Source organism: Vandammella animalimorsus, assembly GCF_002285285.1.
Classification (GTDB): Bacteria; Pseudomonadota; Gammaproteobacteria; order Burkholderiales; family Burkholderiaceae_C; genus Lampropedia; species Lampropedia animalimorsus.
Genome location: NZ_NSJF01000002.1, coordinates 666,548 through 685,088 on the forward strand (window position 1 = coordinate 666,548; position 18,541 = coordinate 685,088).

At 62.3% G+C, this 18,541-nt stretch carries 14 protein-coding genes; 9 read left to right on the forward strand and 5 right to left on the reverse strand.

The features are described 5' to 3' along the window. Nucleotides 1–437 precede the first annotated feature (437 nt). Complete coding sequence (locus CK620_RS06370) at nt 438–941, forward strand: YqaA family protein (RefSeq protein WP_095549553.1); 504 nt, start codon at nt 438–440, stop codon at nt 939–941. Nucleotides 942–1,238: 297 nt separating this feature from the next. On the opposite strand, the gene CK620_RS06375 is transcribed toward CK620_RS06370, so the two are convergent. Then, nucleotides 1,239–1,874 (reverse strand): superoxide dismutase, encoded by a 636-nt coding sequence (locus CK620_RS06375; RefSeq protein ID WP_095542635.1) that lies wholly within the window; start codon nt 1,872–1,874, stop codon nt 1,239–1,241. 23 nt (nt 1,875–1,897) lie between these two features. On the opposite strand from CK620_RS06375, the gene CK620_RS13800 reads away from it, so the two are divergent. The 3 genes from CK620_RS13800 (at nt 1,898) to CK620_RS06385 (ending at nt 8,954) form a co-directional block, all read left to right on the forward strand. After that, on the forward strand, nt 1,898–2,224 hold the full coding sequence (locus tag CK620_RS13800; protein ID WP_143325964.1) for a hypothetical protein: 327 nt from the start codon (nt 1,898–1,900) through the stop codon (nt 2,222–2,224). A gap of 241 nt (nt 2,225–2,465) precedes the next feature. Continuing rightward, nucleotides 2,466–7,982 (forward strand): CARDB domain-containing protein, encoded by a 5,517-nt coding sequence (locus CK620_RS06380; protein ID WP_179290588.1) that lies wholly within the window; start codon nt 2,466–2,468, stop codon nt 7,980–7,982. A gap of 108 nt (nt 7,983–8,090) precedes the next feature. Continuing rightward, entirely contained in the window at nt 8,091–8,954 is an 864-nt protein-coding gene (locus CK620_RS06385) for a M90 family metallopeptidase (RefSeq protein ID WP_095549638.1), read from the forward strand. Between the two features lie 34 nt (nt 8,955–8,988). On the opposite strand, the gene CK620_RS14465 is transcribed toward CK620_RS06385, so the two are convergent. The 4 genes from CK620_RS14465 to rsmI form a co-directional block, all read right to left on the reverse strand. Beyond that, nucleotides 8,989–9,928 (reverse strand): IS630 family transposase gene (locus CK620_RS14465; RefSeq protein WP_420894206.1). Its coding sequence is split into 2 segments (ribosomal slippage): nt 8,989–9,594 and nt 9,596–9,928, totalling 939 coding nucleotides; the frame shifts between segments, so codons are not numbered across the junction. Nucleotides 9,929–10,015: 87 nt separating this feature from the next. Further along, complete coding sequence (locus CK620_RS06400) at nt 10,016–10,258, reverse strand: hypothetical protein (RefSeq protein ID WP_095549557.1); 243 nt, start codon at nt 10,256–10,258, stop codon at nt 10,016–10,018. Between the two features lie 43 nt (nt 10,259–10,301). Further along, nucleotides 10,302–13,172, reverse strand: a complete 2,871-nt coding sequence (gene ileS / locus CK620_RS06405) for an isoleucine--tRNA ligase (protein ID WP_095549558.1) — start codon at nt 13,170–13,172, stop codon at nt 10,302–10,304. Nucleotides 13,173–13,346: 174 nt separating this feature from the next. Continuing rightward, the gene (gene rsmI, locus CK620_RS06410; RefSeq protein ID WP_095549559.1) at nt 13,347–14,309 is read right to left on the reverse strand and encodes a 16S rRNA (cytidine(1402)-2'-O)-methyltransferase; all 963 of its coding nucleotides are present in this window, start codon (nt 14,307–14,309) and stop codon (nt 13,347–13,349) included. Between rsmI and CK620_RS06415 the strand changes: the two genes are divergently transcribed. The 5 genes from CK620_RS06415 to CK620_RS06435 form a co-directional block, all read left to right on the forward strand. Continuing rightward, entirely contained in the window at nt 14,308–14,772 is a 465-nt protein-coding gene (locus CK620_RS06415) for a YraN family protein (RefSeq protein WP_095549560.1), read from the forward strand. The genes rsmI and CK620_RS06415 overlap by 2 nt on opposite strands. 243 nt (nt 14,773–15,015) lie before the next feature. Continuing rightward, nucleotides 15,016–15,393: a 30S ribosomal protein S12 gene (gene rpsL / locus CK620_RS06420; RefSeq protein ID WP_095540275.1), complete on the forward strand. Its 378-nt coding sequence runs from the start codon at nt 15,016–15,018 to the stop codon at nt 15,391–15,393. A 218-nt stretch (nt 15,394–15,611) separates the two neighbouring features. Then, the gene (rpsG, locus tag CK620_RS06425; RefSeq protein ID WP_095540274.1) at nt 15,612–16,085 is read left to right on the forward strand and encodes a 30S ribosomal protein S7; all 474 of its coding nucleotides are present in this window, start codon (nt 15,612–15,614) and stop codon (nt 16,083–16,085) included. 80 nt (nt 16,086–16,165) lie between these two features. Beyond that, on the forward strand, nt 16,166–18,274 hold the full coding sequence (fusA, locus tag CK620_RS06430; RefSeq protein ID WP_095549561.1) for an elongation factor G: 2,109 nt from the start codon (nt 16,166–16,168) through the stop codon (nt 18,272–18,274). 142 nt (nt 18,275–18,416) lie between these two features. Further along, a partial coding sequence (locus CK620_RS06435; protein ID WP_229427325.1) for a GTP-binding protein occupies nt 18,417–18,541 on the forward strand: 125 nt, incomplete at its 3' end.

Genomic DNA, 18,541 nt, shown 5'->3' on the forward strand with positions numbered 1-18,541 from the left:
GCTGTTTTTCGTCCTCATGTTTGTGATGGCTGGCGCTTGGCTGGTCTTTAAGGTGCGTCAGCTTTGGGCCCGGTGGCTGGGGCGCGAGCCGAAAACCGTCTGGCAAGGGGCTCGCTTTGACCCGAGACATGGCTTTCGGCGTGCTTATGCTGCAGCCCAGCGCCCGGGGTTGCGCCGTCGGTCGGGGGGGATGCCAGGCCGCACACAGGCCGCGGATGTGACGGATGTCACGCCTCGCCCGCCTGCACAGTGAGCGCTTGTTCCAGGCTTCGGCGCGAGTGGGTAAAAGCGTTCTGCAACTGCAGTGGGCTGCAGCGCCGCAGACCGCTCAAACCTGCGCATTGTGCGCTCAGTGCGGATGCTTTTGAGCCGGCTCTGAGGTTGAAGGCGTTGTCCCATTGCGGCCAGCGCGCCTGATCGAACGAACGCGTTTTTGCATGTGGCAATTCGAGTTGGATACGCTGCTGGGCTGGCTGGCGTTGCCTGAGTACGGCTTGTCCACGGTGTTCGCTGTGGCCTTGCTGTCGGCCACGTTGCTTCCTCTGGGGTCGGAGCCGGCGGTGTTTGGCCTGGTGCAGCTCAATCCAGCGTTGTTCTGGCCGGCTGTACTGGTGGCTACGCTGGGCAACACCTTGGGCGGCATGATCAGTTGGTGGATGGGCAGCGCAGCGCAGCGCGCTGTGCAGCGTAAGCGCCGACTGGATGGGCAGCCAACGCACGCCAGAGCCTTGCGTTGGCTGCAGCGCTTCGGTCCCAAAGCCTGTTTGCTGAGTTTTTTGCCAGTGGTCGGCGATCCGTTGTGCGCGGTGGCAGGCTGGCTGCGCTTGCCGCCAACACAGTGCGCGATCTACATGGCGCTGGGTAAGTTGCTGCGCTATGTGGTGATGACTTGGCTGCTGTTGCAGGCTTCCCAGGCTGGCCAGAGTTGGCTGGGAGGCTGATGACCCGAGCAAAAATCTCTGCAGGGCCAAGCAAGCGCTTGAGGGATGGGTAATGAAGAGGTGTTTCAAAGCCTTGCCACAGCGGCTGTGCCATGGCCGTGTTTTGCGCCTTGCCACCCAGCTCAAGCCGGCTTTTTTCGACTCCGGACTGTGGACCCAAGGTTTTGAACAGGCTCTAGAGGGCGCCTCATCGTCTACTCCCTTGAAGCGGACAGGCCTCGCCTGATTGGGTAATGAAAAACCGCAGACCCGGTCAGGGACTGCGGTTTTTTGTTTGGTGCTACTGATCCCTGGGGCTCAGGATGCCATGGCCTCTTCGTAGCGGCGCGCCACTTCGGCCCAGTTCACGACGTTGAAAAACGCGCCAATGTAGTCAGGGCGGCGGTTTTGGTATTTCAGGTAATAGGCGTGCTCCCACACATCCAGGCCCAGGATGGGGGTATTGCCAGAGCCAATGCCAGCCATCAACGGGCTGTCCTGGTTGGCGCTGCTTTCCACCAGCAGCTTGCCGCTCTTGTCGCTGGACAGCCAGGCCCAGCCACTGCCAAAGCGTGTCTGTGCGGCTTTGGTAAAGGCTTCTTTGAAGGCCTCGAAGCCACCCAGATCGCGCTCGATGGCCTGCGCCAGCGCGCCGCTGGGTTGACCGCCGCCGCCTTGTCCGGCCGGCGCCATCACCGTCCAGAACAGGCTGTGATTGGCATGGCCCCCGCCATTGTTGCGCACGGCAGTGCGAATGCCTTCGGGCAGCTTGTCCAGTTGCTGGATCAGCGCTTCGGCTGCCTGGCCATCAAACTCCGTGCCCTTGACGGCAGTGGCCAGATTGTTGATGTAGGCCTGATGGTGCTTGGTGTGGTGGATTTCCATGGTTTGCGCATCGATGTGCGGCTCCAGGGCATCGTAGGCGTAGGGCAGGGCAGGCAGTGTGTAGCTCATGTGTCGTCCTCTTGTGGGTAGATGTGAATGGCGAAGAAGCCGGGGCCGCGATGGCAGCCCCGCTTCTGCACCGCAGCCAGACGGGTGTGGCTGCTCAGAGCCGCATGATTCTAGCGGGACAGGAAAGAGCGGGCGCTGATGGGGCTGTTGTTGCAGCGCGAAGGCTGCGTGCTCAGGAAGCGCCTGCACGAATCCTGCGGCACAAGACGCGCGTGGCGATTCGTGCAAACCTTGCGAGGTTCAGATGGCTGCAAGCCTTGCATGAATTGACAAGGCAATGGGCGCTGCCTGAGCGCAGATTTTTGATTGCGCTGGAAGAACTTCCCTCACAAAACATGCAAAAGGCTTGAAAAAGTTCCTTGATTGCAGGTTTGTCTTTGCAACCAATCGTACTTCCAGTAGCATGGGTCGCTCGTGTATGAGAGAGCCGGGCCTTGCTACCCGGCTCAGGAATGGGGCTGAATAAGCTGTGTGAGAGAAATTATTTCTACTGCATCTGCTTGCAACCGACCTGCAGTCGCAGGCAGCCATGCGCAAGGCATGGCAGGTGGTGGCCCCATTCATTTTTCACAGTCGAAAGGACTTTCTTTGATGACGAAGATCAACTCACCCAGGCCGGGCAGGCTGTGGCAGTTGAGTGCGACGGCTGCCGCCTTGTGGCTGGCCGTGGCGCTGCCGCAGGCGCATGCGCAAGTGACGGATGTGATTTATGCCAATGCCTACGATGGCGCTCTGGCGCCGTTTGATATCCAAACCGGCCCGGGCTATGACAACGAGCGAAACAACAACATCGTGCGCACCAACGATGCTTTTGCTTACAGCGTGAGCTTGCGCAGTCAGTATCCGGCAACGGGCGCGAAGAACATCACCGTCAAGGCCCAATTTCCCGCCAATACATTGGCGGATTGGCAAAGCCCCTCCGCCCAACTGTGCGATGGCGGTATCACCATCAGTAACGATCATGCGGCCGGGCCGCAGTTGAGCTGCACGATCACGACGTTGGCCGCTTCCGGTACGCGCAATTTGACTTTTATTGCACATGCCAGCGGCAAGGCGCCCAATGGTCACCGCATTGCCAAACCCACTTTCAGCATCGATGTGGGAGGCAATCAAGGCTCGACCGCCATTGCCACCAATGATGGCGATCTGCAAGACATCACCGTGAGCGCCTATCCGTTCTACGATGTGGTGGTACAGCCCAGCTTTCAGGGTAGTCCCAAGCCCTATGGTTTCTATGCGGGCAATGGCCCGAACGGCGAGGATGGCTTCTATCATCGCCCCTTGGTGGGTCTGCGCGCCATGCACCCCAACGCTGGGCGTGGCCGCATCGGCGTGGAGATGCTCAATGGTCAGCCAATTGAGCTCAATATTCAGTTGAATGAGCGCGGTCTGAAAAATGCCCAGCTGGTAACTTGGGATACACATTCCCGCGGTGCTCGGGGCAGCTTCCTGGTCAAAAACAATAATTCGAAGAGCAAAGGCTGTGGCAGTCCGGCAAATGGCAGCCTATCTGCCTATTTGGGCGGCGGCGTCAATATGCACGGCCTGGTCAGTGATGCCGGTGCTGCAAGAGATGTCCGGAGTGTCGTGCCCAATGGTGGCGTCTGCTCGGTGGCCCAGTCTGCCCCGGGGGGCGCGATCACTTTGACTTTGACCGGTGTGGATACCAGCCTGCAGCGCCGCCCAAGTCATGGGAGCGGTAGTGCAGGCAATGCCATTCCCCAGGATGAATGGTGGGTGGCCAACAAGGCCTTGGTGCTGTGGACGCCCATGGCCGATTACCCGCCACACAATCCGCCAAATGCCGTTGTCAAATACCCCCACGAGATCAGCGTGGCTGGCATCAAGGCCACGTCCATCAGCGGTGCTCAGATAGCGATCAACAGCGCCGCTGAACTGGGGCAGAACAACAAGACCAGTTATGAGCTGTGGCGCGAGAATAAGGGCAACTACAGCAAGCGTTACGCCCCCGATGGCAAAAGACCGATTCCTGAAAAGACCCTCCAGGATCCTGCAGTCATCGGCGACATCAATGTCAATCACATGGCGGTGGGGCAGAGCGTGTCTGCGCGCCTGATTTACAGCAACACTGGCACCGCCACGCACACAAACGCATACATCTGCGAGACCATCGACCGCACGGCATTCCGCCTGGGGGATCGACATGAAGTGCGCGGCATGCACACTGGCGACCGGCTTCAGTATGGTCGCCGACCGGCTGGCAAGTACTTTGCCTCAACCAGCGTCAATGACAAAAACGATGAGTATCAATATGGCACCACGCATGTTTCCGACTATCGTGACGCCGGCTGTGCTGACCCCAAAATTGAATGGGGCGACCTCAAGACCATCGGCCGCGACAATGTGGTGTATATCCGCATAGGGCTTGGCGATTTGAAAGGAGGCGAGTCCCGCTCGGTCTTTATCGATGACTTGATTCTCGAAGATACCTGGCAAGCGAGTATCGACGTGAAGACCGGTGGCGCGGCAGGAGTGCCTGCGCAGCGCAATCGAGGCGAGTCGATTGCGCCTGCTACGCGCGCCGAAGGGCAACTGATTCTCAACCGTGCTGAAGTGGGGTCGGATTTTTATTCTCCGGCTGTGCTGATGTATGACTATTTGCGGGTCGTGCCCAGCCGCACCGTATCGCGGATCAGCAAGCAAATTACCAGTCCGGCAGCCCCTCCAGGTGGCGACGCCCCTGTTGTGGCGCGTGGCGGCACGGTGAAGTATGGGCTCAAAGCCCGCTATTCCACCCATACGCCCTTGCTCAAGGATCCGCAGGGCAAGTACGTTGTGACTGTGGTGGACTACCTGCCGCCGCATATGGATTATGTGGATGGCAGCGAAAAAGTTGCCTCCATCAATGGCGGCAATGTCAATAGTTATTCCTTCCGCAAATCTAAAGAACTGAACGGCGCCACCAAGCTGGAATGGGTGTTCGACCAGGTGGTGCCGGTGGTGGGCGATGACAATGATGCAGCCGAGTTTGCCCAAATTGCCTTTGACGCCAAGGTGGCAGACAATGCGCCAGCTTCGACGTCGGCCTTGATGAGCAATACTGCGATTACCAGCAATTTCGATACTGAGGGCGCCTGCAAGCTGGACAAAGTCGAAGAAGGCTTTTATTTGATGGTGCCTGGTGATGTAAAGACTTCGTGTGAGAAGTCTGCAACCGCTACGGTGCTGCTGGGTGCCAATAACGGCGCCTACGATATCCTCAAGCAGGCGGTGATGCCCGACGGCACGGTGGTTCAGGGTGACAAAGCGAAAGCAGAGATTCGACCGGGCGATGAGTTTGGCTATCAGCTGACCTATGAGGCCAAGGACTTCGCGAATTCCGGCGTCAATATCCCGCACTGGATTGATGTGTTGCCGTGGGTGGGTGATAGCCGCGGCTCGGCTTTTGCCGACGGCGCATATCGCCTTAAGAGTGTCAGCGCAGTGGATGGCGACCCGGCTGCCAAGGTGTATTACACCAATCGTGCGCCGGCTTCAATCCAGATCGATCCCCGTCATGCCGACAATACCGATGACACAGGCGCGGTCAATACCGTTAATTGGTGCGAATTGTCGAGCTGCGGCTTCGCCATCGACAAAGCCACGGCGATCCATATCGTGCCCGGTGTCAACGCCATGCCGCTGGGGCAGAAATACAAGCTGAGGCTGACTTTTGAAACGGATGCAGCCATTGCCAAGCCGGGGGACAAATACGCCAACATGATCCATGGCCGCTCCCCGACCGATGCCAGCACGCTGCAGCTGGTTTCCAAACCCGCACAGCACCATGTCTATATCCCGAACCACAGCCTCTCAGGTCAGGTGTTCTGGGACAAGAATGGCAATGGCGCGCTAGATGCATCACCAGCTGCTGATGAAGCTATTGCTGGCAACAACATCACACTAACGGGCTGCTTGGCGGGTGCGGACGGCGTGATTGACACGACGGACGTAGCGGCTGGCTGCCATGCGAACGACCAGGCGTTCACCCAAGTGGTGAAGGCTACGACTGCCGATGGCAAGTTTGAGTTCACTGGTTTGGCGACGGGTATCTATACCCTGGCGCAAGGCGAGGATGCTCTGGGTGACTACAAAAATGGTGTGACGCTGGTGGGTAGCGTTGGCGGCTCGGTGACGGCGCTGGATGTGGTGCCGAGCAGGATTGAGAATATCAAGCTGGAGGGCGCGACCGCGCAGGCCGGTACGGGTTATTTGTTCGGCGAAGTGAAGGTGAGTGCGGTCAATGATGACTACACGACGCCTGCACTGCCGACGACGGGTGGCACCACGCCTACGACAGACCCTGTGACCAAGAACGACTTGGCGAACGACTCGGCGGTGGATCTGGATCCGACGACGGGCAATGCGACGATTAGTGGCATTGGCGTTGTGGGTGGCGATCCTGCGACGGGCGGCTTGGTGCTGAACCCGAATGGGACGATTACGGTGCAGCCGAACACGCCGGCGGGTACTTATGAATATGAGTACCAGCTGTGCCTGCGCTCGCCGTATGAGACGGTGTGCGCCACGGCAGAGGCCACGGTAAAAGTCGAAGCGGCGGGCACTGGGGGGAATAACATCCTCTCGGGCAAGGTGTACTTCGACAAAGATGATGATGGCCAGCCACAAGCGGGTGAGCCGGGTATCCAGAACACTAAGCTAGTGCTGTATGGCTGCACCGCCGGCTCCAATGGTGCGTTGGACACCAACGAAATCAATGTCCCGGCGGCCGGTCAGGCGAACTGGTGTAAGGGCGATGATGAGCCAGTGGAGTTGGAAACCGCGACCGATTCTGATGGCGACTATGTATTCAGCAGCCTGGATAACGGCCTGTACATCGTGGTGCAGCCAGATCAGCCAGCGGGCTACAGCAATGGCAAGACCAGCGCTGGCAACGCCGGTGGCGTGCCTTCGCAGGTGGCAGACCTGCCGAGCTATATCAAGAATATTGCCCTGAACAATGATGCAGACGCCAAGTACAACAACTTTGGCGAGCTGCAGCAAGCACCGCCGACGATCAAGGCGCAGGGTGATGACCTGGGCAGCTACAAGAAGGGTGTGGACAGCACAACGCCATCGGTGCTGGCTGACAACGGCAGCGGCGCGGACAAGGCCAACGGTGCGGATGCGACGCTGACGAACGTAACACTCAAACCGATATCGACGTCGGACTTGAATGTGACGCTGGACGCTGCGACGGGTCTAATTAAAGTGGGTAAAGATGCGCCCTTGGGCACGCACACGGTGGAGTACGAGATCTGCTTGGTCAGCCATCCGACGATCTGTGCGAAGGCAACGGAAACGGTGCACGTGGTATCGATTGACGCCGTGGACGACGACATGGGCACGATCCCCAGCACGGGCGGCAAGACGCCGTCGGTGGTGGCCGACAACAACGGCAATGGCGGCGACAAGGCCAATGGCCTGCCGGCAGTGATTGGCACGAACGTGACGCTCAAGCCGGGCGCGCTGCCCAATCCGCCGGCCACGGGCGGTCTGGAAATGAATCCGGACGGCACCATCACGGTCAAGCCAGGCACGCCTGCGGGCACGTACGAATACCCGTACGAAATCTGCCTGCTGCCAGCGACGACGCCTGCGACCTGCTCGAATGCAGTCGCCACGGTGAAGGTCAACGATGTGAAGGTGGACCTGCAGGTGATCAAGTCGGTGGACAAGCTCGCGCCGAACGTGGGCGAGACCGTGCGCTTCACGCTGGAGGTGAAGAACCTGGGGTCGGCCGATGCGACGGGCGTCAAGGTGGTGGATCAGCTGCCTTCGGGCTATGAGTTCGTGGCGGCGCAAAGCCCAGCCTACGATGCGGCAACGGGCGTGTGGACGCTGGGCAATCTGGCCAATGGCGCCAGCGCCTCGCTGTGGATCGATGCCAAGGTCAAGCCTGCGGGCGAGTACCGCAACACGGCCACGGTGGACAGCGACCAGAGCGATGTGGTGCAGAGCAACAACCGTTCGAGCGTGCAGCCCGCGCCAGTGGGCGCGCCCAGTGCCAGCCCGGTGCCGGTGCCTGCCAATGCGCCATGGGCTTTGCTGCTGATGATGCTGGCGGTGCTGATGCTGGCGCGTCAGGGCCGGCTGGGCCGTCGCTGATCGGCGCCAGTGACTAAAAAAGCCTTGAAGGGGTTGTGCTCCTTCAAGGCTTTTTTCCGTCAGGACTGTCATCACCACTTTCACGGAAAGTGAGCGCAAGGCATGGGAATTTTCAATTGGCTGCTGGGCAAGGGCGCTTCAGCGCGGGCGGTGGCGAAAAAGCAGGCGGCCATCGACGAAGGGCTGTGGCGCCAGCAGCTGGCGGCGTTGCCGTTTCTGCATGGGCTGGACGCGCAGGAGCTGCAGCGCCTGCGCCAGCATTGCGCCTGGTTTCTGGCCAGCAAGAGGTTCGACGGCGTGCAGGGCCTGCAGGTCACGGACGCCATGGCGCTGGGCATTGCCTTACAGGCCTGCCTGCCGATTCTGAATCTGGGCACACAGTGGTATGAGGGCTGGACGGGCATCGTCGTCTACCCGGGCGCGTTCGTGACGCGGCATGCGCAAGTCGATGCCGCTGGCGTGGTGCACGCCATGGACGAGCCCAGCTATGGCGAGGCCTGGGAGGGCGGGCCGCTGGTGCTGGCCTGGGAGCAGGCCCGGCCCGGCCAGCAGGAGCAGCCCGGCCAGCTTGGCCAGCGCATGAACGTGGTCATCCATGAGTTCGCGCACAAGCTGGATATGGCCCATGGCGCGGCCGATGGCATGCCGCATCTGGGGGGTACAGGGATTGACCCGGCGCACTGGCAGGCTCAGCTGATGGGCGGCTGGCGGCGCCTGGGGCGGGCGCTGGACATGCTGGATGCGGCCATGCCCCCGGATGTGGACCCCGATTCGCCCCAGGGCCAGGCGCTCTACGACGGCCTGCCGCTGGACCCTTATGCGGCCACCGATCCGGCGGAGTTCTTTGCCGTCAGCTCCGAGAGTTTTTTCACCGAGCCGCTGCGGCTGCAGCAGTGGCAGCCAGAGTGGTATGCCCTGCTGCGCGCGTTCTACCGGCAGGATCCGCTGGCCCGCCTGGGCGGGCGGAGGTAGAGCCTGTGAGCAAAACACCTAGAGAATTTTCGATTTAATTCATTACATACCCAGCTGATCTGAAGTAATTGGCACACTCTTGAGCCGAGAACAGATCAACCAGCTGCCCCATGCGCTGCCACAGCGCACCCACCGTGCGCTCACCCGCCCTGCGCAGCAGCGCCTTGAACTTGGCAAACAGCTTCTCGATGGGGTTCAAATCCGGCGAGTACGGCGGCAGATAGCGAATGCTGGCGCCCACGCCTTCGATGGCTTCTCGCACGCCCGCCACTTTGTGGCTGGAGAGGTTGTCGGCAATGACGATGTCGCCAGGGCGAAGTGTCGGGCACAGAAAGGTTTTGACCCACGCCAGAAACACGGCGCCATTGATGGGGCCATCGGTCACCATGGGGGCTGTCAGCGCATCACAGCGCAAGGCGGCAATGAAGGTGCTGGTCTTCCAGTGCCCATGCGGGGCGCTGGCCACGCAGCGTTGACCGCGCGGAGCGCGCCCGCGCAGCGGCGTCATGCAGGTGCTGCTCCAGGTCTCGTCCAGAAATACCAGGCGCCTGGCATCGAGCCGGGCCTGCTGCTGTATCCAGCTCGCCCGTGCCTGCTGCACGTCTTCACGTTCCTGCTCGCTGGCGTGCAGCGTTTTTTTTGAAGCTCAGCCGCCATTTGTTGAGCTGGTGCCACAACGCCGAGGGTTTGATGCTGATGCCATGCTCGCCCAAACGCTCGCACATTTGCACCAAGGTCAGATCGGGCTCGGCCTTGATCCAGTCGCGGATCATGTCCTCCACTGGCGCCAGTCGGGAGATGCGCTTGCCGCCTTGCTGCCTGCTGCTGCGCTCGCCTTCTTTTTCGAAGCGATCACGCACCCGATATACCCACATGCGGCTGACTTCGTAACGACGGGCAATGGCGCTGGGTCGCTCTCCGCGCTCCAGCGCTCCCAGCACTCGATCTCGCAGGTCTTGCGAATAGGCTCGCATCTCATGCTCCGGCTGCCAGAAAAAACCTATTATGTAACGTTTTCAGTCGAAGTTGCTCTAGCAGCGCGATGGCATTCAGGTACAGCATTAGGGCCGCTGCCCGGCCAGCCGCAGCAGCTCGCCGGCCAGACCGCGCTTGACGAAACCCTGCGTGTAATCAAAGTACCAGGCGGTGTGGGCATAGACGGGATCCCACCAGGGCAGCGAGCGCGCCAGCGCCAGGGCCGAGATCAACAGGTACAGCAGCACCCAGCCGGCGCTGCGCCAGCGGCCCGCGCTGGCGCTGGCGCTGGGCGGTGCGGGGGGCTCGGATGCGCTGCGGCCAGGCACGGGCGCGGTGCTCCAGGCAGGCGGTGCGCGGCGGCGGCCGCGTTCAGGCGAAGCGGCGCACTTCGCCTGCGCCGAACAGATTGCTGATGGCGCGGGCCGAGAGCGTGGGGTGCTGGGCGTCCTGGCCGACGGTGTCGCTGTAGTGCCAGGTCATGGCGCATTTGTTGCCCGCAGCGGGCGAGACCTGCACCTGCGGCGCCTGGCCGGGCTGGCCGGGCTGCAGTTGCACGGCCGAGGTGATGAACACGTATTTGAGGTCGTCCTCCAGGCTGGCCAGCAGTTCGTAGTCCTCGGGCTGGGCACTGATGTGCAGGGCCGCCTGCAGCGAGGCGCCGATGCCGCCGGCGGCGCGCAGGTTTTCGATCTCCTTGTTGGCCACGTCGCGGATGGCGCGGATGCGGCCCCACTTGGCGAGCAACTGGTCGGCGCTGGCGGTGACCGGGATGTCGTAGAAGGTCTCGATGAAGATGCTCTCGCTCTGGCCGGGGGCGAAGATGGGCCAGGCCTCCTCGGCGGTGAAGGAGAGGAAGGGCGCCATCCAGCGCAGCATGGCGTGGGTGATGTGCCACAGCGCAGTTTGCGCGCTGCGCCGCGCCAGGCTTTTCTCCTGGGTGACGTAGAGCCGATCCTTGAGCACGTCCAGATAGAACGCGCCCAGCTCCTCGGAGCAATAGACCTGCAATTTCGCCACCACGGGGTGGAATTCATAGACGTGGTAGTGCGCCAGGATCTCGCGCTGCAAGGCGGCGGCGCGCGCCAGGGCGTATTGGTCGATCTCCAGCATTTGCTCCAGCGGCACGGCGTCGCGCGCGGGGTCGAAATCGCTGGTGTTGGCGAGCAAGAAGCGCAGCGTGTTGCGGATGCGGCGGTAGGCATCGACGACGCGGGCGAGGATTTTCTCGTCGATGGCCAAATCGCCCGAGTAGTCGGTCGAGGCCACCCACAGGCGGATGATCTCCGCGCCCAGCTTGTTGCTGACCTGCTGCGGCGCGACGGTGTTGCCCAGGGATTTGCTCATCTTCTTGCCCTGGCCATCGACGGTGAAGCCGTGCGTGAGCAGGCCCTTGTAGGGCGCGCGGCCATTGAGCGCCGAGGACAGCAGCAGCGAGGAGTGGAACCAGCCGCGGTGCTGGTCGTGCCCTTCCAGGTACAGGTCGGCCTCTTGACCGCTGTGGTGGCCCACGGCGGCGTGCGTGCCGTGCAGCACGTGCGAGAAGGTGGAGCCGGAGTCGAACCACACATCCAGCACGTCGTTGAGCTTGTTGTAGTGCGGCGCATCCTCGGGGCCGAGGATGTCCTCGACGCTGGCGCGGCTCCAGGCCTCGATGCCGCCTTGCTCGACGATGGCAATGGCCTGGTCGAAGATTTCCATGGTGCGCGGGTGCAGCTCCTCGGTCTCCTTGTGCAGGAAGAAGGGCAGCGGCACACCCCAGTTGCGCTGGCGCGAAATGCCCCAATCGGGCCGGTTGGCGATCATGTCGTGCAATCGCGCCTTGCCGTTGGCGGGGTAAAAGCTGGTTTGCTCGATGGCGGCCAGCGCCGTCTGGCGCAGCGTCATGGGCGGCTGCTCCTGGGCAAACAGGCCCTGGCCTTCGTCCATGCGCACAAACCATTGCGCCGTGGCGCGGTAGATCACCGGCGATTTGTGGCGCCAGCAATGCGGGTAGCTGTGCGTGATGGGCTGCGTGGCCAGCAGGCGCCCGGCGAGCTTGAGCGCATCGAGGATGACGGGCACGGCCTTCCAGATGTGCAGGCCGCCAAAGAGCGGGAAGTCCTGCGCGTACACGCCGCCCGCCTGCACGGGGGTGAGGATTTCGTTGTGCTTGAGGCCGTAGCCCAGGCAGGAATAAAAGTCGTCCACGCCATAGGCGGGCGCGGAGTGCACGATGCCGGTGCCGTCCTCGGCGGTGGCGTAGTCGGCCAGGATCACGGGCGAGAGGCGGCGGTAGCCCGCATCGGCGTCGTAAAGCGGGTGCTCGAAGGGCAGATCGGCCAGGGCCTTGCCTTGCGCGGTGGCGATGACTTCGCCCGTCAGGCCAAAGCGCTCCAGGCATTTCTCTACCAGCACGCGCGCCAGGATCAGATAGCCCTTGGCGGTATCGACCAGCGCGTACTCGATCTCGGGGTGGAGGTTGAGCGCCTGGTTGGCTGGGATCGTCCAGGCCGTGGTGGTCCAGATCACGGCAAACGCATCCTTGGCCGCATCGGGCAGGGCCGGCAGGCCAAAGGCTGCGGCCAGGCGGGCGCGGTCGTGGGCCTTGAAGGCCACGTCCAGTGTGTCGGACTTCTTGTCGGAGTATTCGATCTCGAACTCGGCCAGCGAGGATTGGCAATCAAAGCACCAGTAAACGGGCTTGAGGCCGCGGTAGAGAAAGCCGCGCTCCATCACCTTTTTCAGCACGCGCAGCTCGCCCGCCTCGTTGGCGTAGTTCATGGTTTTGTAGGGCTGCTCCCAGTCGCCCAGCACGCCCAGGCGCTTGAAATCGGCCATTTGCTGGGCGATTTGCTCCTGGGCAAAAGCGCGCGCCTTGGCCTGCATGTCATCGCGGCTGAGGTTGCGCCCGTGCAGCTTTTCAATTGCGTTCTCGATCGGCAGGCCGTGGCAATCCCAGCCGGGTACGTAGGCCGCGTCAAAGCCTTCGAGCTGGCGCGACTTGACGATCATGTCCTTGAGGATTTTGTTGACCGCGTGGCCGATGTGAATCTGCCCGTTGGCATACGGCGGCCCGTCGTGCAACACGAACAGCGGCCGCCCCTTGCGCGCCGCGCGCAGCTTCTGGTAGAGGCCGCCTTCTTCCCACTGCTTCACCCATTGCGGCTCGCGCTTGGGCAAATCGCCGCGCATGGGGAAGGGGGTATCGGGCAGGTTGAGCTTGCTGCGGTAATCGGTAGGGGCGGAGTGGTCGGAAGACATGGCGTGAGCGGAACGTGATCTCGGGCTGGGCGGGGCGAGCCCAGGCGGCGCGGCGCGCTCAGACCCTGAACAGGCCCTCACCATGTGGCGGTGTTCGTCAATCTGCAAGCCCGCGATGCGCGCGCAAAAAGGGCCGATTCTACCTGCCGCTGCCCATTACCAACGGGCCGGGCATCACCCGCCCGCAGGGCCCGGGGCGTCGTCTGTCTTGCCCAGCTCCAGTCCAGCGGCATACAGCAGTTTGCGCGATGCGCCCGTGAAGTGGGCCGCAGCGCGCGCGGCGCTTTTGAGGGGGATGTCTTCTGCCAGCAGCAACTGCAGCAGGCGCAGGGCTTCGGGCGGCGGGCTATCCGGGGTGGCGGCCTGAGACGGCGCAGTGTCCGGGTGCACGATCACCACGAACTCGCCGCGCTGGCGCGAGGGCTCGGCAGTCAGCCAGGCGCTGGCTTCTGCGGCAGGCAGCGTGTGCAGCTGCTCGAACTGCTTGGTCAGTTCACGGGCCAGGGTAATACGGCGTTCGCCCAGTTCGGCCAAGGCCTGCGCCAGCTCGGCAATGCGGTGCGGCGCCTCCAGCAGCACCACAGCGCGCGCCTGCTGCTGCACTTCGCGCAGGGCAGCCTGCCGCATTTGCCCCTTGGCGGGCAAAAAGCCCATGAAGACGTAGCCGCCCGGCGCATCGGGCGGTTGCGAGAGCGCCGTGGCGCTGAGCGCCGCCGTGACGCTGCTGGCCCCGGGGATGGGCAGTACGGCAAAGCCCGCCTGCTGCACTGCCTGCGCCACCAGCGCGCCAGGGTCGCTGATGCCGGGCGTGCCCGCATCGCTGACCAGGGCCACGCGCTGGCCTTGGGTCAATCGCTGCACGATGGCATCGCCAGCGCTGCGCTCGTTGTGCTGATGCGCCGCCAGCAGCGCGGCAGGGGACTTGTCGATGCCGTAGGCGTTGAGCAGCTGGCGGGTGTGGCGCGTGTCCTCGCAGGCGATGGTGTCGGCCAGCTGCAGCACATGCAGCGCGCGCAGGCTGATGTCGGCCAGATTGCCAATCGGTGTGGCTACCACATACAGTGCGGCCTTCGGGTAATGCTGTGCGGCGGCGGCCTGTTGCGCTGCCTGCAAGGCCAGGGAGAAGGATGGAGTCATGCGGTTTCTCAAAACGATTGCCGGCAGGCTGGGGCAGGGGCGCAGCGCGCCAAGCGCGCCGCAGGCGGGCATTGTCGCACCGCTGCGACAGCGCATCGGCCAGGCGGGCGAGGCGCGTGCGCTGGCGCACCTGCAGGCCCAGGGCCTGCAACTGGTGCAGCGCAACTGGCGCGCGCCCGGGCGTGGCGGCGGGGAAATCGACCTTATCGTGCGCGAGCCCGATGGCACTTTGGTGTTCGTCGAAGTGCGTGTGCGCGGCCGCCAGAGCCACGGCGGTGCGGCGGCCAGCATCGACGCGCGCAAACGCCGGCGCATCGTGGCCGCAGCGCGGCATTACCTGGCCCAGCACTCGGGCATGAGCTGGCCTGGCTGCCGTTTTGATGTGATGTTGGTCGATGGCGAAGGGCCGCAGGCCGAAATGCAATGGCTCCAAGCGGCCTTCGACGCCGATGAGGGCGCGTGATGAAAGCTTATGAAAAGTTTTGCCCAGCGGCCCGCACAACGGTTCCCATCTGAGGGCTCTGCAGCGTATCGGCGTGCCCATGGAAGCAGCCGGGCCCAGAGGGCGAGGCTTGCCTGATTGGCTCGGTCATGTGATAATGGCCGGCTTTTCGCCTTGCGTACTTTGTTTTCGCTGGGGCGAGAAGCTATGCCCGGGCCTCTGCCTGGGTTCACGTTTTGCAATCACGTTGAGGAACTCGATTCAATGCCAACGATTAATCAGCTTGTCCGTCGCGGGCGCACGGTGGAGACTGTCAAGTCCAAGAGCCCTGCGATGGAAGAGTGCCCGCAGCGCCGAGGCGTTTGCACTCGCGTCTACACCACAACTCCCAAGAAGCCGAACTCCGCTTTGCGTAAGGTGGCCAAGGTGCGCCTGACCAACGGCTTCGAAGTCATTTCCTACATCGGCGGTGAGGGCCACAACCTGCAGGAGCACAGCGTGGTGCTGGTGCGCGGCGGTCGTGTGAAGGACTTGCCTGGTGTGCGTTACCACATCGTGCGTGGTTCGCTGGACCTGCAAGGCGTCAAGGATCGCAAGCAGGCGCGCTCCAAGTACGGCGCCAAGCGTCCCAAGAAGGCCTGATGGCCGCCTGTGGTGCCGGCTTTGCTGCGGTGCCCGCTTTCGTTTTTTGCCGGCCTGGCCGGTGTTCTGGTTTTACGGTGCCTGTATCCGCTTGACGAGCGGCAGGCGTAGTGGCCCTTTGGTTGCAGGTGTGTGCCTGCCTGGGGTCGAGTAAGTGCAGCGCCCTTTGGTGTTGCATGGCGCGTCAGCGCCAACTGAAGCAATTTTTGAGGTGAAAAATGCCACGTCGTCGCGAAGTTCCCAAACGTGAAATCCTGCCGGATCCCAAGTTCGGCAATGTCGAGCTGTCCAAATTCATGAACGTGATCATGGAAGGCGGCAAAAAGGCGGTGGCCGAGCGCATCATCTACGGTGCGCTGGACATCATCGGTGAGAAGCAAAAGGACAAGGATCCGCTGGAGGTCTTCACCACCGCGATCAACAACGTCAAGCCGATGGTCGAGGTCAAGTCCCGCCGTGTTGGTGGCGCCAACTACCAGGTGCCCGTGGAAGTGCGTCCGGTGCGTCGTCTGGCCCTGTCCATGCGCTGGATCAAGGATGCAGCCCGCAAGCGCAGCGAAAAGTCCATGGCTCAGCGCCTGGCCAATGAGCTGATCGAGGCCACCGAAGGCCGTGGCGGCGCCATGCGCAAGCGCGATGAGGTGCATCGCATGGCCGAGGCCAACAAGGCCTTCAGCCACTTCCGTTTCTGATTGATTTTTTCTGCGGCTGCAAGCCCGGCCTGTACCGTACAGCACAGGGCGGGCTTTGGCCGTTATGGAGTATTTGACAAATGGCTCGCAAAACCCCCATTGAGCGCTACCGCAACATTGGCATCTCGGCGCACATCGACGCCGGCAAGACCACCACGTCCGAGCGCATTCTGTTCTACACCGGCGTGACCCACAAGCTGGGTGAGGTTCACGACGGCGCCGCCACCACCGACTGGATGGAGCAGGAACAAGAACGTGGCATCACCATCACTTCCTCGGCCGTGACGGCCTTCTGGAAGGGCATGGACATGAGCCGCCCCGAGCACCGCATCAACATCATCGACACCCCGGGTCACGTGGACTTCACCATTGAGGTGGAGCGCTCCATGCGCGTGCTCGACGGCGCCTGCATGGTGTACTGTGCCGTGGGTGGCGTGCAGCCTCAGTCCGAAACCGTCTGGCGTCAGGCCAACAAGCACAAAGTGCCGCGTCTGGCCTTCGTCAACAAGATGGACCGCACCGGCGCCAACTTCTTCAAGGTCGTTGACCAGATGAAGCTGCGCCTGAAGGCCAATCCCGTGCCAGTGGTGATCCCCATCGGCGCCGAGGACAGCTTCAAGGGCGTGGTCGACCTGATCAAGATGAAGGGCATCCTCTGGGATGAGGCTTCGCAGGGCATGAAGTTCGAATACGTGGACATCCCTGCCGAACTGGTCGACACCGCCAAGGAATGGCGCGAGAAGATGGTCGAGGCCGCAGCCGAGTCCTCCGAGGAACTGATGAACAAGTACCTCGAGGAAGGCGATCTGTCCGAGCAGGAAATCATCGCCGGCCTGCGCCAGCGCACCATCGCCACCGAAATCCAGCCCATGCTGTGCGGCTCTGCGTTCAAGAACAAGGGCGTGCAGCGCATGTTGGATGCGGTGCTGGACTTCCTGCCCTCGCCGGTGGACATCCCCGACGTGGCAGGCACCGACCCGGACGATGAGGAAAAGCCGCTGACCCGCAAGGCCGACGACAACGAAAAGTTCTCGGCGCTGGCGTTCAAGCTGATGACCGACCCCTTCGTTGGTCAGCTGACCTTTGTGCGCGTGTACTCGGGCGTGCTCTCCAAGGGCGACACCGTGCTCAACGCCACCAAGGGCAAGAAAGAACGCATCGGCCGTATCGTTCAGATGCGCGCCAATGAGCGTCAAGAGATCGATGAGATCCGCGCGGGCGACATTGCCGCTTGCGTGGGCCTGAAGGACGTGACCACCGGCGAGACGCTGTGCGACATCGACTCGCCCATCGTGCTGGAAAAAATGGTCTTCCCCGAGCCGGTGATTGCTCAGGCTGTGGAACCCAAGTCCAAGTCCGACCAGGAAAAGATGGGCATTGCCCTGTCGCGTCTGGCATCGGAAGATCCTTCGTTCCGCGTGCGCACCGACGAAGAATCGGGCCAGACCATCATCGCTGGTATGGGCGAGCTGCACCTGGACATCATCATCGACCGCCTCAAGCGCGAGTTCGGTGTCGAAGCCAACGTAGGCAAGCCGCAGGTGGCCTATCGTGAAACCGTGCGCAAGTCGGTGGCCGATGTCGAAGGCAAGTTCGTGCGCCAGTCCGGTGGTAAGGGTCAGTACGGTCACGTGGTGTTCACGCTCGAACCCATGGAGCCCGGCAAAGGTTTCGAGTTCGTCGACGAGATCAAGGGTGGCGTGGTGCCGCGCGAATACATCCCCGCTGTGCAAAAGGGCGTGGAAGAAGCGCTTACCAGCGGTGTGCTGGCCGGCTACCCCGTGGTGGACGTTCGTGTGCGCCTGACCTTCGGTTCGTACCACGACGTGGACTCGTCCGAACAGGCCTTCAAGATGGCTGCCATCTTCGGCTTCAAGGAAGCGGCCCGCAAGGCCAACCCTGTAATCCTGGAGCCGATGATGGCCGTGGAAGTCGAGACCCCGGACGACTACGCCGGTACCGTGATGGGCGACCTCTCCAGCCGTCGCGGCATGGTGCAGGGCATGGAAGCCATGGTCGGCGGTGGCCAGGCCATCAAGGCCGAGGTGCCGCTGTCCGAAATGTTCGGCTACGCCACGCAGCTGCGTTCGATGACGCAGGGGCGTGCCACCTACACCATGGAATTCAAGCACTACGCCGAAGCGCCCAAGAACGTGGCCGATGCCATCGTTGCCGCTCGCGCAAAGTAAGCTGCTTGCGTGTTTCCTGATCCGCAAGGGTCGGTCTGCGATGCCGCGCTCCTGTTTCGCCCGTGGGCAGGAAATCAGCAGCGGCATGCAGACCTAAAACCACAATCACGGGCGTGTTCTTTTCTCTCAAGGAAATTTCAAAATGGCAAAAGGTAAGTTTGAGCGCACCAAGCCCCACGTGAACGTGGGCACGATTGGTCACGTGGACCATGGCAAGACGACGCTGACTGCAGCGATCGCCACCGTGCTGTCCAAGAAGTTTGGCGG

What these genes read in the sequence shown, in the direction of transcription:
- CK620_RS06370 (WP_095549553.1), top strand. Translation starts at nt 438, where the DNA reads ATGTGGCAATTCGAGTTGGATACGCTGCTGGGCTGGCTGGCGTTGCCT.
- CK620_RS06375 (WP_095542635.1), bottom strand. Translation starts at nt 1,874, where the DNA reads ATGAGCTACACACTGCCTGCCCTGCCCTACGCCTACGATGCCCTGGAG.
- CK620_RS06380 (WP_179290588.1), top strand. Translation starts at nt 2,466, where the DNA reads ATGACGAAGATCAACTCACCCAGGCCGGGCAGGCTGTGGCAGTTGAGT.
- ileS (WP_095549558.1), bottom strand. Translation starts at nt 13,172, where the DNA reads ATGTCTTCCGACCACTCCGCCCCTACCGATTACCGCAGCAAGCTCAAC.
- CK620_RS06415 (WP_095549560.1), top strand. Translation starts at nt 14,308, where the DNA reads ATGCGGTTTCTCAAAACGATTGCCGGCAGGCTGGGGCAGGGGCGCAGC.
- rsmI (WP_095549559.1), bottom strand. Translation starts at nt 14,309, where the DNA reads ATGACTCCATCCTTCTCCCTGGCCTTGCAGGCAGCGCAACAGGCCGCC.
- rpsL (WP_095540275.1), top strand. Translation starts at nt 15,016, where the DNA reads ATGCCAACGATTAATCAGCTTGTCCGTCGCGGGCGCACGGTGGAGACT.
- rpsG (WP_095540274.1), top strand. Translation starts at nt 15,612, where the DNA reads ATGCCACGTCGTCGCGAAGTTCCCAAACGTGAAATCCTGCCGGATCCC.
- fusA (WP_095549561.1), top strand. Translation starts at nt 16,166, where the DNA reads ATGGCTCGCAAAACCCCCATTGAGCGCTACCGCAACATTGGCATCTCG.